Here is a 19,595-nt window from a genome sequence, read left to right on the forward strand (position 1 = left end):
CATTGATTAAATGGAAGCGTTCTCTGACCGTTTTAGCTACAACAACGGCATTGGTAGGGTCGCTGGCCGCTTGTGGCGGCGGAGGCGGCAAAGAACCCGCAAGCACTCCGGCATCGCCATCAGCAGCGCCGTCGGCAGGGGCATCCACGGAACCGGTTAAGCTGCGCATTATGTGGTGGGGGGCGCAGAATCGTCATGACGCAACACTGAAAGCACTTGAATTGTACACCAAGAACAACCCGAACGTAACGTTCGAGCCTGAATACTCCGGTATGGACGGTTACCTGGACAAATTGTCCACGCAAGCGGCTGCCAACAACGCGCCCGATATTGTGCAGCTTGATCCGGGCTGGACTCCTGACTGGGCTGCCCGCAAACAATTGGCTGAATTGACTCCGGCTGTGGATGTAAGCAAGTTCGATACCAAGCTGATGGCAGGCGGACAATCCGGCGGCAAGCAATACGGAATTCCCCTTGGTTCTGTTGCCTTCGGTATGATCTACGACAAAGCGGCGATGGATAAGGTGGGCATCAACAATCCTGCCAATGGCTGGAGCTGGGACGATTTCTTTGCGCTAGCCAAGGAATCCAAGGCGAAGCTGCCTAGCGGAACTTATTTCACCAAGGATTACGGCGGCAATTACTTTGTATACTCCGCTTATCAATATGCAAAGGGGAAAGGCCCGGTAGTCTCCACGGACGGCAAATTTAATGTGGATCAGGCTACTTACCTGGAGTGGACCAAAAAATTCGAAGAGCTGCGCAAGGAAGGTCTTGTTCCACCGGCTGACGTGAACGCGTCTGACAAAGAAAATGATCCGAAGCTGGACCTGATGGTTTCCGGTAAAATTCTGGTGCGCTATGCCTTCTCCAATGGATATGGCACCTATGATAGCCTGAAAAAAGGCGCTTATGCCCTGGTGACGATGCCCCGTTCCTCCGATCCGGGCGGCTGGCTTAAGCCTTCCATGTACCTGGCTGTGACTGCAGGCTCCAAGAAGCAGGAAGAAGCCAAGAAGTTCGTAAACTGGTTCGTCAATGATCCTGAGGCCGCTAAGATTTTGGGAACCGTACGCGGATTGCCGGCTAACAAGGACATTTCCAGCCTCCTTCAAGCCAGCTTCAGCGATGCGGACAAGATCGGTTTGGAGCTGCTCCGCGCTACGGAGAAGGACGGCCAAACTTGGGATTCTACAAGCGGCTGGACCAACTTCGTGGACAAGGATTGGGCTCTGGTTGGCGATCAGCTCACCTTTGGCAAAATCACCCCTCAGCAGGCCTTTGATCAATTGAAGTCTGCTTCGAAGTCATACGAGAAGTAATCCATACCAGATGCTCTGGAACAATCCCTTGTTCCGGAGTGTCTTTTAATTTTGGGTACCGTACGTAACTCATAAGACGACAAGGGAGGATTTACTTTACATGGGCACATTATCTACCTTTCAAACCGGCAGCGGCTATGAAGCGTGGCTGGGCTACCGCCGGTTGGCTTCGGGAGAACACGGCAACTCCTATGCCATTTTTAACCGGATTGTCGTAACGGAAAAGGATGAGGTTATCCAAACCGCCGTATCTGAATTGACCCGGGGCCTGGAGGGGATCCTTGGCATTCAGCCGGAAATAACGGACCATGGGGAGCATGCTATTGCCCTTGGAACCTTCGGCAACCATCCACTTATAGACCGTGTATTCGGAGCGGAGATCATCGCACAGGTCGGGCCGGAAGGCTATGTCATCAAAGCCGATAAAGAAAAAGGCTGTTTGGCAATCGGCGCCGTTTCCCCCCAAGGCGTGTTGTACGGAGCCTTCCATCTGCTTCGTCTGCTTGGGATAGGCATGTCCGTCGATGAATTGGAGCTTGTCGAGAATCCGTACAATATGCTGCGGATGATCAACCAATGGGATAATATGGACGGCAGCGTGGAGCGGGGCTATGCCGGTGAATCCATCTTTTTCAAGGACAACCGGATTACCGAAGATTTGGACCGTATCCGGGACTATGCCAGAATGCTTGCTTCCGCAGGGCTGAATGCCATTGTTATCAACAATGTGAATGTTCACAAAGTGGAAAGCAAGCTGATTACGGAATTTTTGCCGGAGGTGGCCAAGCTCGCTGCTATTTTCCGCCGGTATGCGATCAAGCTGTTCCTATCCGTCAACTATGCCAGCCCGATCGAAATCGGGGGTCTGGAGACGGCGGATCCCCTTGACCCGGGAGTCCGCCAATGGTGGAAGGAACAAACCGCCGGCGTTTATGCGCATATCCCTGATTTCGGCGGCTACCTGGTCAAGGCGGATTCGGAAAACCGTCCGGGGCCGTTTACTTACGGCCGGGATCATGCTGACGGCTCCAACATGCTGGCAGAAGCGCTGAAGCCATATGGCGGCATCGTAATTTGGCGCTGCTTTGTTTATAATTGCCAGCAAGACTGGCGCGACAGAAAGACGGACCGTGCCCGGGCCGCTTATGATCACTTCAAGCCTTTGGACGGGCGTTTTATGGATAACGTCATTTTGCAGATCAAAAACGGACCCATGGATTTTCAGGTCCGGGAGCCGGTTTCGCCGCTGCTTGGAGCCATGCCGTCCACCAACCAGGTGCTCGAATTCCAAATTGCCCAGGAATATACGGGACAGCAGCGCCATGTGTTTTATTTAATTCCGCAATGGAAGGAAATCCTGGACTTTGATACTTACGCCAGAGGCGAAGGCTCCTCCGTCAAGCGCATTGCCAGCGGTTCCCTTCATGGCAACCGGCTTGCAGGCATTGCCGCTGTTTCCAATATCGGCGATAACAGCAACTGGACAGGCCATGTGTTGGCACAGGCGAACTTATACGGCTATGGCAGACTGACCTGGAATCCGGACTTGACTTCCGAGACGATTGCCGATGAATGGATCAGGCTTACCTTCGGCGATAAGGAGAACGTTGTTGCGGCCATCAAGAGCATTCTATTGGAATCGCCTGCCATTTACGAATCGTACACGGCGCCGCTCGGCGTCGGCTTCATGGTTACTCCCCATTCTCATTATGGCCCTGATGTGGACGGGTACGAGTACTCCAAGTGGGGAACTTATCATTATGCCGATTGGCAAGGAATCGGAGTTGACCGAACGCTGGCCACAGGTACCGGATATACGTCCCAGTACAACGCTCCGAATTTCGAACGGTATGAATCCCTCGCGGATTGCCCGGATGAGCTGCTGCTGTTCTTCCATCATGTTCCCTATACCCACGTCCTTCAATCGGGCAAAACCGTTATCCAGCATATTTACGACACTCATTTCGAAGGGGCGGAGAAGGCCGAGCAGCTCATTAGCCTATGGGACAGTCTAGAGGGATCCATAGACGAGGGGCTGCATAAGCAAGTCGCCGAGCGTATCGCGGGGCAAGCGGAGCATGCTAAAGTATGGCGGGACCGGATCAATACGTATTTCTACAGAAAAAGCGGGATTGCCGACCAGGCCGGACGTTTGATCTACGCCTAATTCATGTCCAAACCCAACGGGGAAGCGGCTCAGCCGGCTTCTCCGTTTTTCGTTATATTTTATAATAATTCGATGATTTCCCTACTATAGACCGGGGGGCGCGACTTATATAATAGAGCTATATCATACAGACTATAAGGAAAGTGCAGAGGTGATCATACTTGGACCATTCTACAGCCGCTGCTGCAAACGTCGCAGAACGGAAAAAGAAGCGCAGGTTTCTCAGCCGTTGGGATGCCCCGATCGCAGGCTATATGTTCATTGCCCCATGGTTAATTGGATTCTTCGGACTGACGGCATATCCCATGTTCTTGTCCCTGTATTATTCGCTTACCAATTATACGTTGCTGGAGCCGATCAAATGGGTTGGTCTTAAAAACTATACCCGCATTTTTACGGATGATACGAGATTTACCGAATCCGTCAGCGTAACCTTTCAATATGTGCTGGCCTCCGTGCCGTTAAAGCTGATCGCAGCCTTGCTGGTAGCCGTTGTGCTGAATAAGGCTATGAAAGGGATTTCCTTTTACCGGACAGCGATTTATTTCCCTTCCCTTATTGGCGGAAGTATTGCCGTATCGATTCTGTGGCGGAATATATTCGGGGTTGACGGAATCTTCAACGAGATTCTTTCCATGTTCGGTATCGCGGGTAAGGGCTGGATCACGAGTCCGGATACGGCGCTAGGGACGCTTATTCTCTTGACGGTCTGGCAGTTCGGTTCGGCCATGGTTATATTCCTTGCGGGCTTAAAGCAGATTCCAAACGATCTTTATGAAGCATCTTCGGTAGACGGCGCGAATAAGCGAGTCCAGTTCTTCAAGGTTACGCTGCCGATGCTTTCACCGATTATTTACTTTAACTTGATCATGGGTGTCATCAACTCGTTCCAAATGTTTACCTCCGCTTTCGTTATTACCAACGGCGGTCCGATGAATTCCACCTATGTGTACGCCTTGTATCTGTATGAGCGAGCCTTCAGCCGGTATGAATTGGGCTATGCTTCCGCTCTGGCCTGGGTCATGCTGATCATGATCGTCATAGTAGCGGTCATTATTGCCGGCACCTCGAAGTATTGGGTCTTCTACGAAACGGAGACAGGAGGTAAGAAAAGGAAATGACCGTAAAATGGAGCTCTTTCGCCCGCCAAATCTTCATGTTCGTGTTCAGTGTGATGATGATCTATCCCTTAATCTGGTGGGTGGGCGCCTCGCTTAAATCGAATGAAGAGCTTGGATCGCCTGGAATTTTCCCTTCCGAACCGAAATGGAGCAACTACACGGACGGCTGGAATGCTATTCCCGGACGCACCTTCACCGACTTTTACTTGAACACCTTGGGTCTTGAAGCGATGGTTCTGATCGCAACGCTGATTTCTACCACCTTGGTTGCGTTCGGCTTTGCCCGTCTGGATTTCCCGTTAAAGAAATTTTGGTTCTCCATTCTCATGATGACCTTGATGATGCCTGGTCAAGTGCTGATTATTCCGCAGTACGCCATGTTCCACCAGCTGGGTTGGGTGAACACTTATCTTCCGTTCGTGGTTCCTCACTTGGTAGCCAGCGGCGCGGGCGGTACCTTCTTCGTCTTCCTGCTGATTCAATTTATCCGGGGGATCCCGAAGGACCTGGACGAGTCCGCCAAGATCGACGGCTGTTCCTGGTTCGGAATATTCTGGCGGGTAGTACTGCCGCTGACCAAGCCTGCTATCATCACGATCATGATCTTCTGCTTCCTATGGAACTGGGACGACTTCCTCGGTCATCTGCTGTACCTGAACTCGGTTGACAAGTACACCGTAGGCTTGGCGCTGCGGATGATCAACGACGCTCAATCCGCTCAGGAATGGGGTCAATTGCTGGCCATGTCCCTGGTTTCCGTATTCCCAGCCACCTTGGTATTTATGTTCCTGCAGCGCTATATCGTGGATGGCATTGCAACGACTGGCATTAAAGGTTAAGATGAACTTGAATATGGACATGGCAAACGGTAACGCGACGAATCTCCTTCGCGCTTACCGTTTCTTTCACATGAATCCAAGGTTAGGGAGACGCCCAAGATGACGAACCCGTTCAAGAAGTTTCGAATTGAGAGCTTATTTTTTCGCAGCTTTTTCGTTCTCATCGTGGCGGTTCTCGCCTGTATTGTTTGGACGAGCTACCATATTTCCTCCAATGCTCTGGTAAAGACCACCTCTCATTATCAGCAGCAGCTGCTGGATGAATTGAATAATGAAATTTCGACGCGGCTTACGATGATTGAGCAAATTTCCTTGTCCACCACCCGGGACAACGAATTAATTAGACTTCTTCGCAACATTTTGGATGAATTTGACCGGCACCGCCAAGCCGATAATGTCCAAAATACGATGGCTAATCTGACTTATTCCATTCCGCTCATTCAAGGGATAGATTTGTATATGGAGCGTCCTTTCCGCAAAGAGGAGAACAGCTACATTCAATTCTGGGATTTGAAGGACCTGCCTGCGCAAGGATGGGACCAGTATTTGGCCAAAAATGATTATGCCTGGACCGCAGAGCATGAAATCCCGAGCTTTCAGGGGAATGTTCCGGTTCTCAGCTTTGGGCGAAAAATTTTATTTAACGATACTTTGCTCGGCGTTCTAGTCATTCATGTGAAAGCCAAGGAAATCCGGACCTTGTTATCGGGTCGTTCAACCGACTCCAATCGGATCATGTCAGACAGCAACGGTCAGGAATTCCTAAAAATCGGCGAAACGCTGGAGCAGCTGGAACTGAGCCAATGGGTGAATCGAACAACCGAGCAATCCGGCTATGCCCACATCCGCGGAAATTCTCAAATGGGAGATTCCCTTTTGGTGTATTCGAGGCTAGCCAATTCCAACTGGACCTTGGTGGAATTGACATCATGGGATCAGATTACAGCCAGCAGCTTTCATCTGGCAGAGGTGATCGGACTCATCGGCGCCGCCGCCGTCCTGCTGATGCTGATGCTTACCCTATATCTAAGCAGACAATTTACGAAGCCCATCCATAAGCTGGTCTCGGCCATGAGCTCCTATTCCATCGGAGGCAAAAACGTGGAGTTGCCTGGCGATTACGAGAACGAGTTTGGCTATTTATTTGCCGGCTACCGCAAGCAGAACGAGCGAATCGAAGAATTATACCTGTCACTCCAGCGGCGTTATGAGCAGCAGCGCAAAGCCGAGATCGAAGCGCTCCAGGCCAACATCAACCCGCACTTTCTGTACAACATGCTGGACCAGCTGAACTGGATGGCCATTGAGGCGGGACATGACGAGCTTAGCCGGATTCTGGAGCTGATGGGACGCATGTTTCGGATCGGCCTATCCAACGGCGACAGCTTCATTACGATCGAAAAGGAATTGGAGCATATCGAATGCTACCTGGAAATCCAGCAGCTCCGCTGGGGGAGCGGGCTTACTTATTCCATCGATGTGCCGGCCGATATGCGGGAACTGTATATCCCCAAGCTGACCTTGCAGCCCTTCGTGGAAAATTCCATCGTACACGGGTTTAACGCAAGGCTGACCGGCAATGTCCATATCCGGATGAACCGGATGGAGAACCTGCTTCAGATCATCATCGACGATGACGGCATCGGTCTTCAGCAGGGGGCGGAGAATAAGAAGAAGCGCCATACGGGAGGTTACGGCATCCGCAATGTTAAAGAAAGAATTGCTGGCTATTTCCGCGATATTTATGGAGTGGAGCTGTCTGAGCGGGAAGAAGGGGGAACCCGGGTCGAAATCACCCTTCCGTTGTTGACGGAACCTCCGGTGAACGAGCCCTGAGAGATGGAAATTGGACGATATCGTGATATTTTATAATAAATGGTGCATCCTTCGTATTTAAACGTTGCCGATAGGCAGGTATTATGAAGATGGTAGAAGCCCGGGATTCATATGTTCCGGGCCATACGTCTTGGGCGTATCACTCAGGAATGCGGATCGTTGTTCCCAGCTAAGGAGGTAAAAATGTGTGGAAGATCGCTATAATCGACGACGAACGTCAGGTGCTTCAAGGTATGAAGCGCGCCATCCCCTGGGATGACCTGCAAGCGGAGTGGGCCGGGGAAGCCTTGAACGGCGCCGACGGGCTGCAGTTGATCCGGAGTACGCAGCCGGATATCGTGATTACCGACATTTATATGCCGCTTATGAACGGCTTGGATATGATTGAGCAGTTGAGAAAAGAAGGATTCGACGGCAAAATTATCATTTTGAGCGGCTACTCCGACTTTGAGCATGCCAGACAGGCTCTGAGGCATAACGTCAGCGATTATGTGTCCAAGCCGATCAGCGTGCCGACGTTGAAGGTGATTCTGCACAAGGTTATCCAGGAACTGATCGATGAGGAAGAAAGACGGATGAAGCAGGGCGAGCTGGAGCAAAAGCTGATGCTGTACGAGCCGTTTATTGAGAAGGAATGGGTGCGTTCAGCTGCCGTAGGCACATTGGACAGCTCTTACCGAAACGGAGAGCTTCTGCCTCAGCCGTACCGTTTTTGGTCCGATACTAACCATGCGGTGATCGGGATCGAGCTGGTTCGCGATGAGCGGGCCCGTCAATATTCCGTGTCCGACTGGAACCTGTTCCGCTTCGCTGTGGGCAATATCGTATATGAGCTGACCCGCAAAGTATTTCCTTTCGTGGAGTATACGGAGCTTCACAGCACCCGGGCCGTCTTGATTATCCATCCCGAAGCAGACAACAAGGAACAGGCGCAGAAGGCCATTGAAGACTTGGGTATTCGGATTATGGAAAGCCTTGTAAGTTATCTGAAGCTGAATAGCCGCGTAGGGATCGGCAGCATCAAGCCTGCCTGGAACCAAATTCCGGATTCGACGGAGGAAGCATTCCGTGCCATCGATATGAGACAGCTGCGCGTGTCCCCCGCCTTGGAGTTGTTTGTTTACCGAGGGGAAGTGACGAAGGAGCAGGAGCAGGTCGCCCTGTTTCCGGTAAAATTCTCCTACGAGCTGGCCAACGCCATGAAGGCCGTCCAGGAAACGAAGGCGCAGCAGCTGGTTGCCGATTATATCGGCGAGCTGGAGGATCAGGCGGGGATTACGCCTTATTATGTTCAGATGCTGGGCAGCGAATTATGGGGCATTATCTCGTATTGTCTTTATGAAGCTGGACATGTGCTGGACGATCTCTGCACGAACGATCAGATTGCCAAGGAGATCAAGGGCTTGACCCAGCCGGATCAGCTGCAGAACTGGCTCTCGGAGAAAATCTCCATGATCTGCGGCAGCAGGCAGTGGAAGGGCAGCAGCAAGCACCGCCAAGTGGTCGATTTTATAACGAACTACATTCACGAGCATTATGCGGAGGAATTGACGCTGGCTGATCTGTCGGATAAAGTGTATATTTCCCGGAACCATCTGTCCATCATTTTCAAGAATATGACCGGTGAAACCTTCAACACCTATTTGACCCGCGTCCGGATTGAAAAAGCCCGCGAGCTGCTTCTGGAGCGGAATATGCTGGTCTACGAGGTTGCCGAAAGCGTCGGTTACAAAAACATCCCCTACTTTAGCATTCTCTTCAAGAAAATGACCGGCATGAACCCGACAGACCTTATAAAACAGTAACATCGGAGCAGAATTAGGGAATTTTAAGAGAAATTGTCGAACTTGCTCGTAAAAAAGTTTCTTTTTTATGAAGACAGGCACAAATAGGCCAATACCCACATATGATTGAGTAATCTCAACTTTGGGGGTGGCATTTGTGCCTGGATTTTTTTCAGCAATAGCTCTATTCATCAAAGAAATCATGCTGTTGGTATCCTATGTAAAAAACAATGCGTTTCCCCAACCGCTTGCGGAAGCTGATGAAGAAAAACATCTTCGATTAATGGCACAAGGAAACCAGCACTCTCGAAACCTATTAATTGAGCATAACCTCAGACTGGTAGCTCATATCGTCAAAAAATTTGACAATACCGGAGAAGACCTGGAGGATCTGATATCTATAGGTACAATCGGCCTGATCAAAGCCATCGAGTCGTTCTCGCCGGATAAGGGGACGAAGCTGGCCACATTCGCGGCGCGCTGCATCGAGAATGAAATCCTGATGCACTTGCGGTCGCTAAAAAAGACAAAAAAGGATGTCTCGCTTCATGACCCCATCGGTACGGACAAGGAGGGAAATGAGATATCATTGATCGATATTCTCGGCTCAGACGCCGATGAAGTCGCGGATAAAGTGCAGCTCAAGATTGAGAAGTCGAAGATCTATAAGAATCTGGATATCTTGGATGAGCGGGAGCGGGAGGTTGTTGTCGGCCGCTTTGGGCTTGAGACTGGCGGAGAGGAGCGGACCCAGCGGGAGATTGCGAAGGAGCTGGGTATTAGTCGGTCCTATGTGTCGCGGATCGAAAAAAGGGCGCTGATGAAGCTGTATCATGAGTTTTATAAGGCGAAGCGATAATGAAATAATTTATTATGGTCTACTTTACGGTAGGCCATTTTTGTTTGTTCAGCTTTTCGCTTGACGGACTGCTCCTCGTTAGATGAAACGGGAGTGAATGTTTGATCACTGCGATGGTTCTCAACAAACTGAAAAAAACACATATCACCATAATTAACTCCATTGTATGTTTCCATTATCAGGACTAAAGTGGAGGTATCCGGATTAAAGTAAACGCTTACATTTTTTTACACTATCGTTAGGAGGCTCTAGGATGCTCACGCAGCAGGTTCTGAAAAAAATCGGAAGTTCTATTCTTTCATTTGCTATCGTACTTTCGCTTTTGAACCCTTTTGGGTTCTCATCAAAGAAGGCGTATGCCGCATCGGGAGAGGGTTTAGCGCTTTTTGAGGTCAAAGTCAACAAGCCGGTAAACGCAGTCGTAGACGTTCCTAACGCAGCCATCGGAATTTCGTTGCCCTACAGCGCTTCTTACCAGATGCTGAACGTCAAGACGAATCCCAGCGTTACTCCAGTCGTTTTCAGAAGTGACGAAACGACCCCCATTCCAGTCGCCGCCAGTGGCATCAACGAGGGCGATGCCAAGCTAGATCGGTTTTCGCCGGATGGAACATCCTTGTACTATCTGGTGCTGACCGATAAGAATGACAGCAGCAACAGCCGGAAATACACGATTACGGTTAAGGTAGAGAAGGAGCTTCCGGCTTCCATAGCAAACGATATGGGGCCTAACGACAAGTTTTCTCCGCTCAACATTAAAGCGGGCGAACACGCATGGGACGTGCTTGGCGCTTCCAAAATCGGTTATGGCGGCACAACAGGCTCGATTGAAGGCCCCGGCAAAGCCTCCTCTTACAGCGGGAAGGACTGGTTTGAATCGGTCTACGACCGTTCCGGAGACTATCCGGCTGCTCAGACAGTCCCCGACTCCTGGCTAGGGGATAACATGTACCTGCAGACGATCGGCAGAACGGATGTGAATGCGCTTGCGAAGTACCGGATCGAAGATAGCGCCGGTCTGGATAAGCTCGGCACGGACATTTTGCGATTTCATGAGTTTTTACCATTCAAAGCTCCGGGCGGGGTGAGCCGGGACGACGGTGACCGCGGCGCGGTGAACAGCGACCGTCAGCGGCTCGAGATTAAGAGCAACACCAGCTCGTCAAATATCGACGCCAACAGTAGGGGCGGGGACATCATGACCCACCATTGGAAGCTGATGCTCCCTTCGGAAACGATCAAGTATCAGATGGATACGGCAGAGAAGGAAATCGGCGACTTTATAGCGCCTCGCCGATTTTTTCACATTTTCCAGTTGAAGGCTATCGAAGGGGATGAGGCCGGGCAGCCGGTGACGACCCTTACGATAGTTTCCGTCGATGGCAAGGGCTACCTCGAATTCAGAAATAATCCGGACGGCCAAGCTGCGGACCGGATCAAGCCGCTGTTTACGATCCCGCTGGAACAGGTCGTGGACCGTTGGCTCGATATGGAAGTGACCATTCTAAGCGCGGACAAAGGCTATGTTTATGGCGAGCTTGTCGACGTGGCAACAAATACGCAGCTTTGGAGCGGCGGCATGACGGCTGAAACCTTTAGACGCCCCGAGGTCTTGAATCCGGATACGGGCAAAAAGGAGCGGGCCGATCTGCCTGCCTTACCTGGACAGCAAAACCGTTCCAAATGGGGGCTGTACCGTGGTATGTACAATACCGTGAACGAATCGGTCTATGCCGATGAGTTTCAGGCTGCAACCATGTATTTGTCCGATATTTACCTAATCAAAAGGGATGAATCCACCTATGTATTCCCTGACGGCTGGAATCCGAACAGCCAGCCTAAGGATATCGTGGCATGGGAACGGCCTTCGGTCGTTTCGGCGACACCAGGCACAGCGTTCGACAGTCTGGAATTGCCTGCGCAGCTGGATGTAACCCTGAGTACGGGTAAGGTCGAAAAGGTCAATGTCACGTGGAGCCCGGAGGGCTATCATCCCGAGGGCACGGGGACCTTCAGAGTCTATGGAGCATTTGACGGAACCGTAATCACCAACACTAAAGGTATTAAGCCGTATGTCGACATTAACATTTCCGGGATCAAAAACTGGGCGGTAGCTCCCGGTGCCGAAATCAAGGTCGTTTCTCAGAGCGGAGGCACGAAGAACCATTTTATCGACGACAGGCCGGATACGGCTTGGCAGGCGCATAGCTCACTTGCCAGGACGGAAGGTTATCAATACTGGGCGGCCGTTAAGTTGGAAAAGAAAATCGAGATCAGCCGAATCCAGCTCGAATGGTCGAGCAACAGCAAGTTCCTGAAAAATTATCAGGTATACTATACCAACAATGCTGCGGCATATGAAGAGCTGAAGGAAGGCGCCACCTTATCGGCGACCTCATCGGCAACCCGAAATCCGCTATTGACAGAGCATGGCTCCTCCTGGATCCGAATTCCGGGTGCGGGGAAAGCGACGGATTTGAGCAACAACGAAACGGCCGATTTGATGCTGAACGAAACGGTAGACGGCCAGTATGTGCTGCTTGTTGCCGATCTCACGCTCGATAGCAGCGCCGGTGGAATCAAAAGCAATGCCTTTACTATTATCGGGCAGCCTTCTCGGCCTACGGCTCAGCTCGAAGACCTGAGAGTGGACGGAACGAGCCTGGCAGACTTCTCGCCAAGTCAAACCGGTTACTCCCAGGTCCTGTCGGGCAATGCGATAACCTTGCCTAACGTGACGGCAGAAGCTCCTGCCGGAATCGAAGTGAAAGTCGATTACCCGGACGACTATCGGGTTAGTCCTGTAACGATTACGGCCTATGACCCTAACGGAACATTCAAGGCTGCGAAGTATACGATTGCCTTTACATCCGCATCTCAGGATACAGTCGCGGTAAGCTCGATCCATCTCAGAAACGTTCACAGCCTTGCCCTCGGAAAAAAGACGCATCTTTTGGCTGAAATCCTGCCGCAGGATGCGACCTTTAAGACGGTAACCTGGGAATCGGATAACCCCGCGGTAGTTACTGTCGATGCCAACGGACGAATAAGCGGTGTAAGCAAAGGGACGGCCGTGATCACTGCCCGTATTGGAAGCTTGAGTAAAACGAGTATGGTTACCGTCAAGGGTGCCGCCGATCTTCCTACGGCGACCGGTTCGGTAAATCTCTTGGCTCCATCCCGCTTTACAGCACAACCGGGTGTGAACCTCAAGGTAAGCTCGGAGCACCCGGAGCATCCGGGCACAGACGCTCTGAAATCGGGCGGCACCGGGTATTGGCGGAATTCCAGCCCTAATGTATATAAGGATAATTATGCACCATCCTCCTTGGCGCTGACACTTGACTTGGGCGCTGCCAAGACCGTTGATAAATTGTACCTTGAAATTCCGAATGCCATTTCCAATATACAAAAGAATGCTACACGATTCGAAGTTTATTACTCCAATGATCCTTATGCTTGGGCCAGCGCGCCGACGGCCTCGGATTTGGCAAACAGCTACGACTGGGAAGGCAGCGGCTGGAAGCTGGCCGGAGGAACGGAAACGGAAGGCATGTGGTCATATGTGACCTACAACGGACAACAGTGGGGCTTCGATACGAAAACATTCCTGTACCCGTTCACGGCCCGATATGTGATGATCAATACGGTATTGGTTGGTCCGCGCGACCGACGTACCGATGAGCATCTTTCGGTCATGGGGTTATCCGGATTGGTCATCTATGGGAAAGATCCGGTATCGAATGCAACGGCCCTTACTCCGGCCAAATCGGTCTACAGTACATGGGATCAGTCCGAGCCGATCAGCACCACAGTGAGTCTCGCCGGCGGGCAGACGATCATGGCAATAACGAATGGTCAAGACAAAGAGCTTGTTTTGAATACCGATTATAAAGTAACAGGCAATACGCTCACTTTCGAGCCTTCATTGCTTGCCAAGCTGCCGCTGGGCACGAATGAATTTACCATTCAGTTCAATAGCGGAGCCCCGTCGGTCTTCGCCTTGGACGTGACAGCACGAGGACTCGGGGCAACTAGTAAAACGATCAAGATGAACGCCATTGAAGGAGTTTCTCCTTACCATGTACTGGGCGGCGCGATGGGCACCGATGAACCGGTCGAAGGCGCAACCAAGAGAATTCGTGATGCTTATCACGAGTATTATGGCGACCGTCCCGAGGCAACACTGGCAGACGATCATATTCAGAGCGTTTGGGACAGCACCCTGCAGAAAAATGTGTTCAAAGTCATGACCCAAGGCAGGGGCTTGAATAATGAATTCGAGGATAAAGTTCGTGACGGCGAATACGCTCACAAAGGTGTTTTTGACGGGGAAAAGGGTTATGTAGTCGGAGGCGCGGCCATCAACGACAGGCAACGAATCGAAATTCGCCCAAGCGAGGATTCGACCCAGGATTTTACGGCGTATGACGGCGATATCGTTTCCTATCAATGGCTGTGGAACATTCCGGACGGCAGCCAGTGGAACCAACCGAACTTCAGGCATATTTTTCAGCTGAAGGCGACGAATGCCCAAGCGGCCGATACATTGGCAGGCGGCAACAGTGGCGGTGAGAACGGGGCGTATATCCTCGCGATGTCGATTACCGGAAGGGACACCCGAGAGCTTGTCGTCAACCATAACCGATATGACGGCGATAAGACCCTCATGAGAATCCCGCTGAAGGATATCGACAGTCACTGGCTTAAGGTCGAACTGAACGCTTTAATATCCGATTCTGGCTGGCTGACGATTAAAATTACGGATACGGTCACCGGAAAGGTTTATACCTTCGATAGTCCCGATGTGTACCAGGTGTTTCCTAAGCAAGGGGCCGGCGACGGTGTGAAGGACTTGTGGCGAAGACCGGAACGCAGCGTCAAGGTCGGCAGCTCCAATGTTACCATCGAGACCGAGTATCCGGCCGCCTTCGATCAATACTTGCGTCCAAAGTGGGGGATTTACCGCAGCTCCAACGGTACGACCAACGCCGCTTACGACGCGGAGCTTCAGCTTTCCGACATCACCATTACGAAACTGGCATCAGGCGTATCCCCCACCAACCTGGCGCTGAACAAAAAAGTGTACAACTCAGGCTCGACGGAAGGTGCCAACGCGATCCAGCTTGCATCTGCGAATGCCAACGGGTACGGCAATGCAAACAAACTGACGAACGGTGTCCTTGAAGATCCGATCGTCCGGGACGTAACCAACGTTACCAGCTTGGACCAAATTGGAAATTATGCTTGGCTGGGCACGGACGGAGCTAGAAAGGGCAGCTTCGTCATTGACCTTGGCCAGCCCATGGACTTCAGCCAAATCAGGTTGTTTGCCAAATCCACCCGATTGAAAGGCGCCACCGTTTATGTATCCGATGAATTCAATGATCCTGCATCGCCTGCCGAATGGGATGCCATGAATTTTAAGCAAGTGGAGCTCAAAACTGCAGAAGGCTATACCTTCGCTACAGGTAACCTCAACGGCGGAGACGATACGGTGGATGCATCCTATGCGATAAATCTCGGCAGGACCTATCATTCCAGGTATATTAAAATGACGGTAGAGAACGCTTCGGGCGGCAACGCAGGCACGGATCTAACCGGACCTCCGCGGCTTACCCAGGTTCAAGTTTTCAATGCACCGGCACCGCCACAGCATGTTAACATCGGAGCCGCCGGTTCGGCTGCGGTTCTGACGTGGGATTCAAGCGATCGGAGCGAGGGCTACACGGTCTATAACGGGGCAACGGCCATTGCCGAATTGCCTGCAGACGCGACAAGCTTTGCGTTACCGGCTGATTTGTCCGACACAACCAAGCTCTCCGTAAGATCGAAGGGAACGGACCCGTATTCCCGTAAATTTATGATTTCGGCTCCGGCCTTTCCGGCAATTCCGGAGGTGATACCTCACATTGTAAGCATTGCACCGGAAAACATTGTGACCGAAGCGGGGATAGCGCCCGTAATGCCGACCGTAGTAAGCGCAGTATACAGCGACAGCTCGACCCAACAGCTGCCTGTAGCTTGGGATAACATCGATCCGTCGCAATATGCAGCCCCTGGAAGCTTTACCGTTGAAGGAACGGTTACCGGCGCCACGTATAAAGCAGTGGCAAACGTTGCCGTTACCTTAGGTACGATCACCTGGCCGGCTCAATCCCAGCTGTCCGTTTCGGAGGTGAGCGAAACAACGGCAATGCTGCGATGGACTGCGGCGCAAGCTGCAAGAGGCGTAGCCGGATATAAGCTTTACAGCGTAACCGGCAGCACTTATACCGAATTCGCCTCGGTTGGCGATGTTCTTACGTATAGGCTGACTGGCCTGACGGAGGATAGCCAATACACCTTCACGATTCAAGCGGTAGACAAGGATAGAGTTAGCAGCGTTTACGGGCCGGTGATCAGCTTCCGGACCAACGAGGATTCGAGAGATGCTGCCGAACCCCCGGCATCATCGGGACCTGTGCCGGTACCCGCACCTTCCAATGGCTCCAATGCGAATCCTGGCATCATCGATCTAGCTAAGGATACCCTAGTAACGAAAGAAACCGCAGCCGATGGAAGTACGATAACCAAGGTCGTTGTGGATGCTAAAGTGCTGGAAAAAGCATTAGCCAATCCGGTTGTTGTCATCGAGGTGAAGGGCAGTGACCCGACCGTTCATGTTGAACTATCAGGCAATGCCATTCTCAAAGCGCTAGATCCGCAAAGCAGATTAGTCATTCAATCGAACGAGGTTCGCTACGTGCTGCCTGTTGCTTTATTTGCGAATATTCGGAAGGATTCCACCGTAGTCGTCTCGATTGCGAAAGTAACCGGCAAGGCCGGAGACGAGGTGAATGCAGCGGTAAATCAGCTGAATGCGAAGCAAGTGATTCCAAACCCGATCGAATTTACGATCACGGTTAACGGCTCGGAATTTGAGGACTTCGGCGGATTATATGTCGACCGTACCATTGACTTGGGGCAAGTCACGATTAATCCCGCCCATATGACTGCGGTATGGGTCGATTCGAACAACCGGCTTCATTTTGTACCGTCTATTATGGAATTTAAGGATGGCTCCGCACAAATGACGATCCGTTCGCCGCATAACAGCGTTTATACCGTTATCCAATCGGAAAAGTCGTTCGGCGATTTGCAAGGGCACTGGGCCAAATCGGATATTGAGCTCCTTGCAAATAAATGGATTCTCAACGGTATGACCGATCAGCATTTTGTGCCGGAAGCGAAAGTAACGCGTGCCGAGTTTGCAGCCATGCTGGTTCGTTCGCTTGGTTTGGAAGAAACTAAGAATAACGCGTTCCGTGATGTTTTGTCATCAGACTGGTTCGCCGGAGCGGTAGGCTCGGCATATAAAGCCGGATTGATCGACGGTTACGAAGACGGCACCTTCCAGCCAAACGCAATCATGACTCGCGAACAAATGGTGGCGATGGCGATCCGGGCCATGAAGGCCGGCGGAAAGGTAATCCAGGCCGACAGCTCGGTATTGAACGGATTCACTGATCGTTCGGATATCGGGCAATGGTCGAAGGAAGCCGTCTCGCAGGCAGTGAAAGCCGGGGTCATTCAAGGCATGTCCGACAACGTCTTCGCTGCCAATGAGTCTGCTACCCGCGCCCAAGCTGCCGTGATTTTGAAGCGTATGCTTCAGTCACTGCAATTTATTAACTGATTTCCCTAATAGAATGCTACTATGCAAAGCGACTGCTCCTGGGAGTTCCCGAGAGCGGTCGCTTTATTATCACAATATAATCACCGTAAATAACGACAGGCCGCCGTAAATTAATCAATACCCATAGTAAGGAACAACAAGTATGCTGTGATTATGGTTTTTGTAAGCATTTATGCCTCCTTGGTATCTAAAGGACCCCGAGACGGCGCACAAGTGGAAGCTAGGCTTAACGACCGTGGACAGCCGAATCGCTAAGCAGGCGGAGGTTGAGCGCTTATACGGCAGGCTGCTGCGAGGCGAGGAGAAGCTGACGCTGAAGCCTTCTGGAGAGGAGGAAGTGCGGCAGCTCAAAGGGCTGGTCGGCCTGCAGTCCTTCGTGACGAATGTGAACCTGCCGAACGCGGGCCAGCTTCAGGGCATTCCATTCGGGGCGGTTGTGGAAACGAATGCCGTATTTTCGGGCGACAGCCTGCGCCCGGTGTTGGCCGGAGAGCTGCCCACGGAAGTGAACAGCCTCGTGCTCCGTCACGTACTGAATCAGGAAACGACGCTTCAAGCGGCGCTAAAGCGAGACCCGGCAATGGCCTTCAGGGCGTTCATAAACGACCCGCTCGTCACGCTGCCGCCGGATCGCGCGGAGGAGCTGTTCCGGACGATGCTGCTGAACACGAAGGCTTATTTACCGGGCTGGAAATTATAATCGGGAGGTTACAGAGTATGGTATACGCTGCACATGAAGAGCGATATTCTAGGATGCCGTATCCCCGCTGCGGCCATAGCGGCTTAAAGCTGCCGGCTATTTCGTTAGGCTTATGGCATAACTTCGGCGGCTCGGAAAGCTATGAAAATAGCAAGCAACTGGTGCGGACGGCGTTTAATTTAGGAATTACACATTTCGATCTAGCTAACAATTACGGGCCTCCGCCGGGCTCGGCCGAGGAAACGTTCGGAAGGCTGATGCGAACGGATTTGGCGCCTTACCGCGATGAACTGATCATTGCAACGAAAGCGGGCTACCGGATGGGACCCGGTCCTTACGGAGAGCGCGGCTCGCGCAAAACGATGTTATCGAGTCTCGATCAAAGCTTGAAGCGGCTCGGCCTCGAGTACGTCGACATTTACTACTCTCACCGGTTTGATGCCGACACGCCGCTGGAGGAGACGATGGGTGCGCTCGACCAGGCCGTCCGGCAAGGCAAGGCGCTCTATGCAGGCATCTCCAATTACGATGCGGAGCGGACCGAACGGGCGGTCGCCATATTAAAAGACCTGGGCACGCCTTGCTTAATCCATCAGGTTCACTATTCCATGTTCGAGCGCCGATTGGAAGGAGACCTGCAAGCGGCGCTGGCCAGGGAGGGCGTCGGCTCGATTGCCTACAGCCCGCTCGCAAGAGGCTTGCTTACCGATCGTTATCTGGAAGGGATCCCGGCGGATTCGAGAGCGGCCGGATCAAGTGAATTCTTAAGCGAAAACGATATTACACCGGAGAAAATCGCCAAATCGCGCAAGCTGCAGGCTTTGGCGCGTGAGCGCGGGCAAAGCCTCGCCCAGATGGCCGTCGCCTGGGTGCTTCGCCAAGGAAGGGTGACCTCGGCCTTGGTCGGAGCGAGCAAGCCACAGCAGCTCCTCGACCTTGCGAAGGCGCCGGAGCAGGCCAGCTTCAGCGAAGAGGAGCTTGCAGTTATCGAGGATATTCTTCAGGCGTCGGGAACGGAAGCGGAGCGATGAGCTCTGCAGAACGAGCGAAGGCCCGCCTCGGCGAAGCTGCCCTGGTCGATCCGAAGGATGAGCAGGGGATTCGGGTCGTTTTCAGCCTGGTGCTGGTTTACGCCCTCGGGTGGTGGATGGCGGGATTGTGGTGTGCCGTCGCGACGGACCAATTCCTTAGATCCTATCTTATTTATCAACGGTTTAAAAAGGGACTTTGGAAGCGGATAAAGGTGTGATTGCAAACCCCAGTACTATATTGAAGACAAACTAGCCTGG

At 52.0% G+C, this 19,595-nt stretch carries 11 protein-coding genes; all 11 read left to right on the top strand.

Annotated features, from left to right (window positions below; genetic code table 11):
* The first annotated feature begins 2 nt into the window (after positions 1-2).
* The 11 genes from GSF01_RS18720 (at position 3) to GSF01_RS18770 (ending at position 19,555) form a co-directional block, all read left to right on the top strand.
* Positions 3-1,322 carry an ABC transporter substrate-binding protein gene (locus GSF01_RS18720; RefSeq protein ID WP_159886736.1) on the top strand — a complete coding sequence of 440 codons (1,320 nt, stop codon included), beginning with the start codon at positions 3-5 and terminating at the stop codon, positions 1,320-1,322.
* A 100-nt stretch (positions 1,323-1,422) separates the two neighbouring features.
* Complete coding sequence (locus GSF01_RS18725; protein WP_159886738.1) at positions 1,423-3,489, top strand: alpha-glucuronidase family glycosyl hydrolase; 2,067 nt, start codon at positions 1,423-1,425, stop codon at positions 3,487-3,489.
* Between the two features lie 161 nt (positions 3,490-3,650).
* The gene (locus GSF01_RS18730; protein WP_201305431.1) at positions 3,651-4,610 is read left to right on the top strand and encodes a carbohydrate ABC transporter permease; all 960 of its coding nucleotides are present in this window, start codon (positions 3,651-3,653) and stop codon (positions 4,608-4,610) included.
* Complete coding sequence (locus GSF01_RS18735) at positions 4,607-5,449, top strand: carbohydrate ABC transporter permease (protein ID WP_159886740.1); 843 nt, start codon at positions 4,607-4,609, stop codon at positions 5,447-5,449. The genes GSF01_RS18730 and GSF01_RS18735 overlap by 4 nt, the downstream gene beginning before the upstream one ends.
* Before the next feature lie 99 nt (positions 5,450-5,548).
* Positions 5,549-7,285 (top strand): cache domain-containing sensor histidine kinase, encoded by a 1,737-nt coding sequence (locus GSF01_RS18740; RefSeq protein WP_159886742.1) that lies wholly within the window; start codon positions 5,549-5,551, stop codon positions 7,283-7,285.
* Positions 7,286-7,470: 185 nt separating this feature from the next.
* Positions 7,471-9,090: a response regulator transcription factor gene (locus GSF01_RS18745; protein ID WP_159886744.1), complete on the top strand. Its 1,620-nt coding sequence runs from the start codon at positions 7,471-7,473 to the stop codon at positions 9,088-9,090.
* Positions 9,091-9,226: 136 nt separating this feature from the next.
* The gene (gene sigK, locus GSF01_RS18750) at positions 9,227-9,928 is read left to right on the top strand and encodes an RNA polymerase sporulation sigma factor SigK (RefSeq protein ID WP_159886746.1); all 702 of its coding nucleotides are present in this window, start codon (positions 9,227-9,229) and stop codon (positions 9,926-9,928) included.
* Positions 9,929-10,181: 253 nt separating this feature from the next.
* A complete protein-coding gene (locus tag GSF01_RS18755) occupies positions 10,182-17,606 on the top strand; it encodes an S-layer homology domain-containing protein (protein ID WP_159886748.1) in 7,425 nt (2,474 codons plus the stop codon).
* Positions 17,607-17,778: 172 nt separating this feature from the next.
* Positions 17,779-18,306 (top strand): family 4 glycosyl hydrolase, encoded by a 528-nt coding sequence (locus tag GSF01_RS18760; protein ID WP_159886750.1) that lies wholly within the window; start codon positions 17,779-17,781, stop codon positions 18,304-18,306.
* Between the two features lie 17 nt (positions 18,307-18,323).
* A complete protein-coding gene (locus GSF01_RS18765; protein ID WP_159886752.1) occupies positions 18,324-19,337 on the top strand; it encodes an aldo/keto reductase in 1,014 nt (337 codons plus the stop codon).
* Positions 19,334-19,555, top strand: coding sequence for a hypothetical protein (locus GSF01_RS18770; protein WP_159886754.1), 222 nt, complete (start codon positions 19,334-19,336; stop codon positions 19,553-19,555). Before GSF01_RS18765 ends, GSF01_RS18770 begins: the two co-directional genes overlap by 4 nt.
* Positions 19,556-19,595: the final 40 nt, after the last annotated feature.

The organism is Paenibacillus puerhi, from assembly GCF_009846885.1.
GTDB classification, from domain to species: Bacteria; Bacillota; Bacilli; order Paenibacillales; family NBRC-103111; genus Paenibacillus_G; species Paenibacillus_G puerhi.

Excerpts from the sequence above, each read along its gene's own strand:
- GSF01_RS18725 (WP_159886738.1), top strand. The coding sequence starts at position 1,423 with ATGGGCACATTATCTACCTTTCAAACCGGCAGCGGCTATGAAGCGTGG.
- GSF01_RS18740 (WP_159886742.1), top strand. The coding sequence starts at position 5,549 with ATGACGAACCCGTTCAAGAAGTTTCGAATTGAGAGCTTATTTTTTCGC.
- GSF01_RS18765 (WP_159886752.1), top strand. The coding sequence starts at position 18,324 with ATGGTATACGCTGCACATGAAGAGCGATATTCTAGGATGCCGTATCCC.
- GSF01_RS18770 (WP_159886754.1), top strand. The coding sequence starts at position 19,334 with ATGAGCTCTGCAGAACGAGCGAAGGCCCGCCTCGGCGAAGCTGCCCTG.
- GSF01_RS18755 (WP_159886748.1), top strand. The coding sequence starts at position 10,182 with ATGCTCACGCAGCAGGTTCTGAAAAAAATCGGAAGTTCTATTCTTTCA.
- GSF01_RS18760 (WP_159886750.1), top strand. The coding sequence starts at position 17,779 with ATGCCTCCTTGGTATCTAAAGGACCCCGAGACGGCGCACAAGTGGAAG.
- GSF01_RS18735 (WP_159886740.1), top strand. The coding sequence starts at position 4,607 with ATGACCGTAAAATGGAGCTCTTTCGCCCGCCAAATCTTCATGTTCGTG.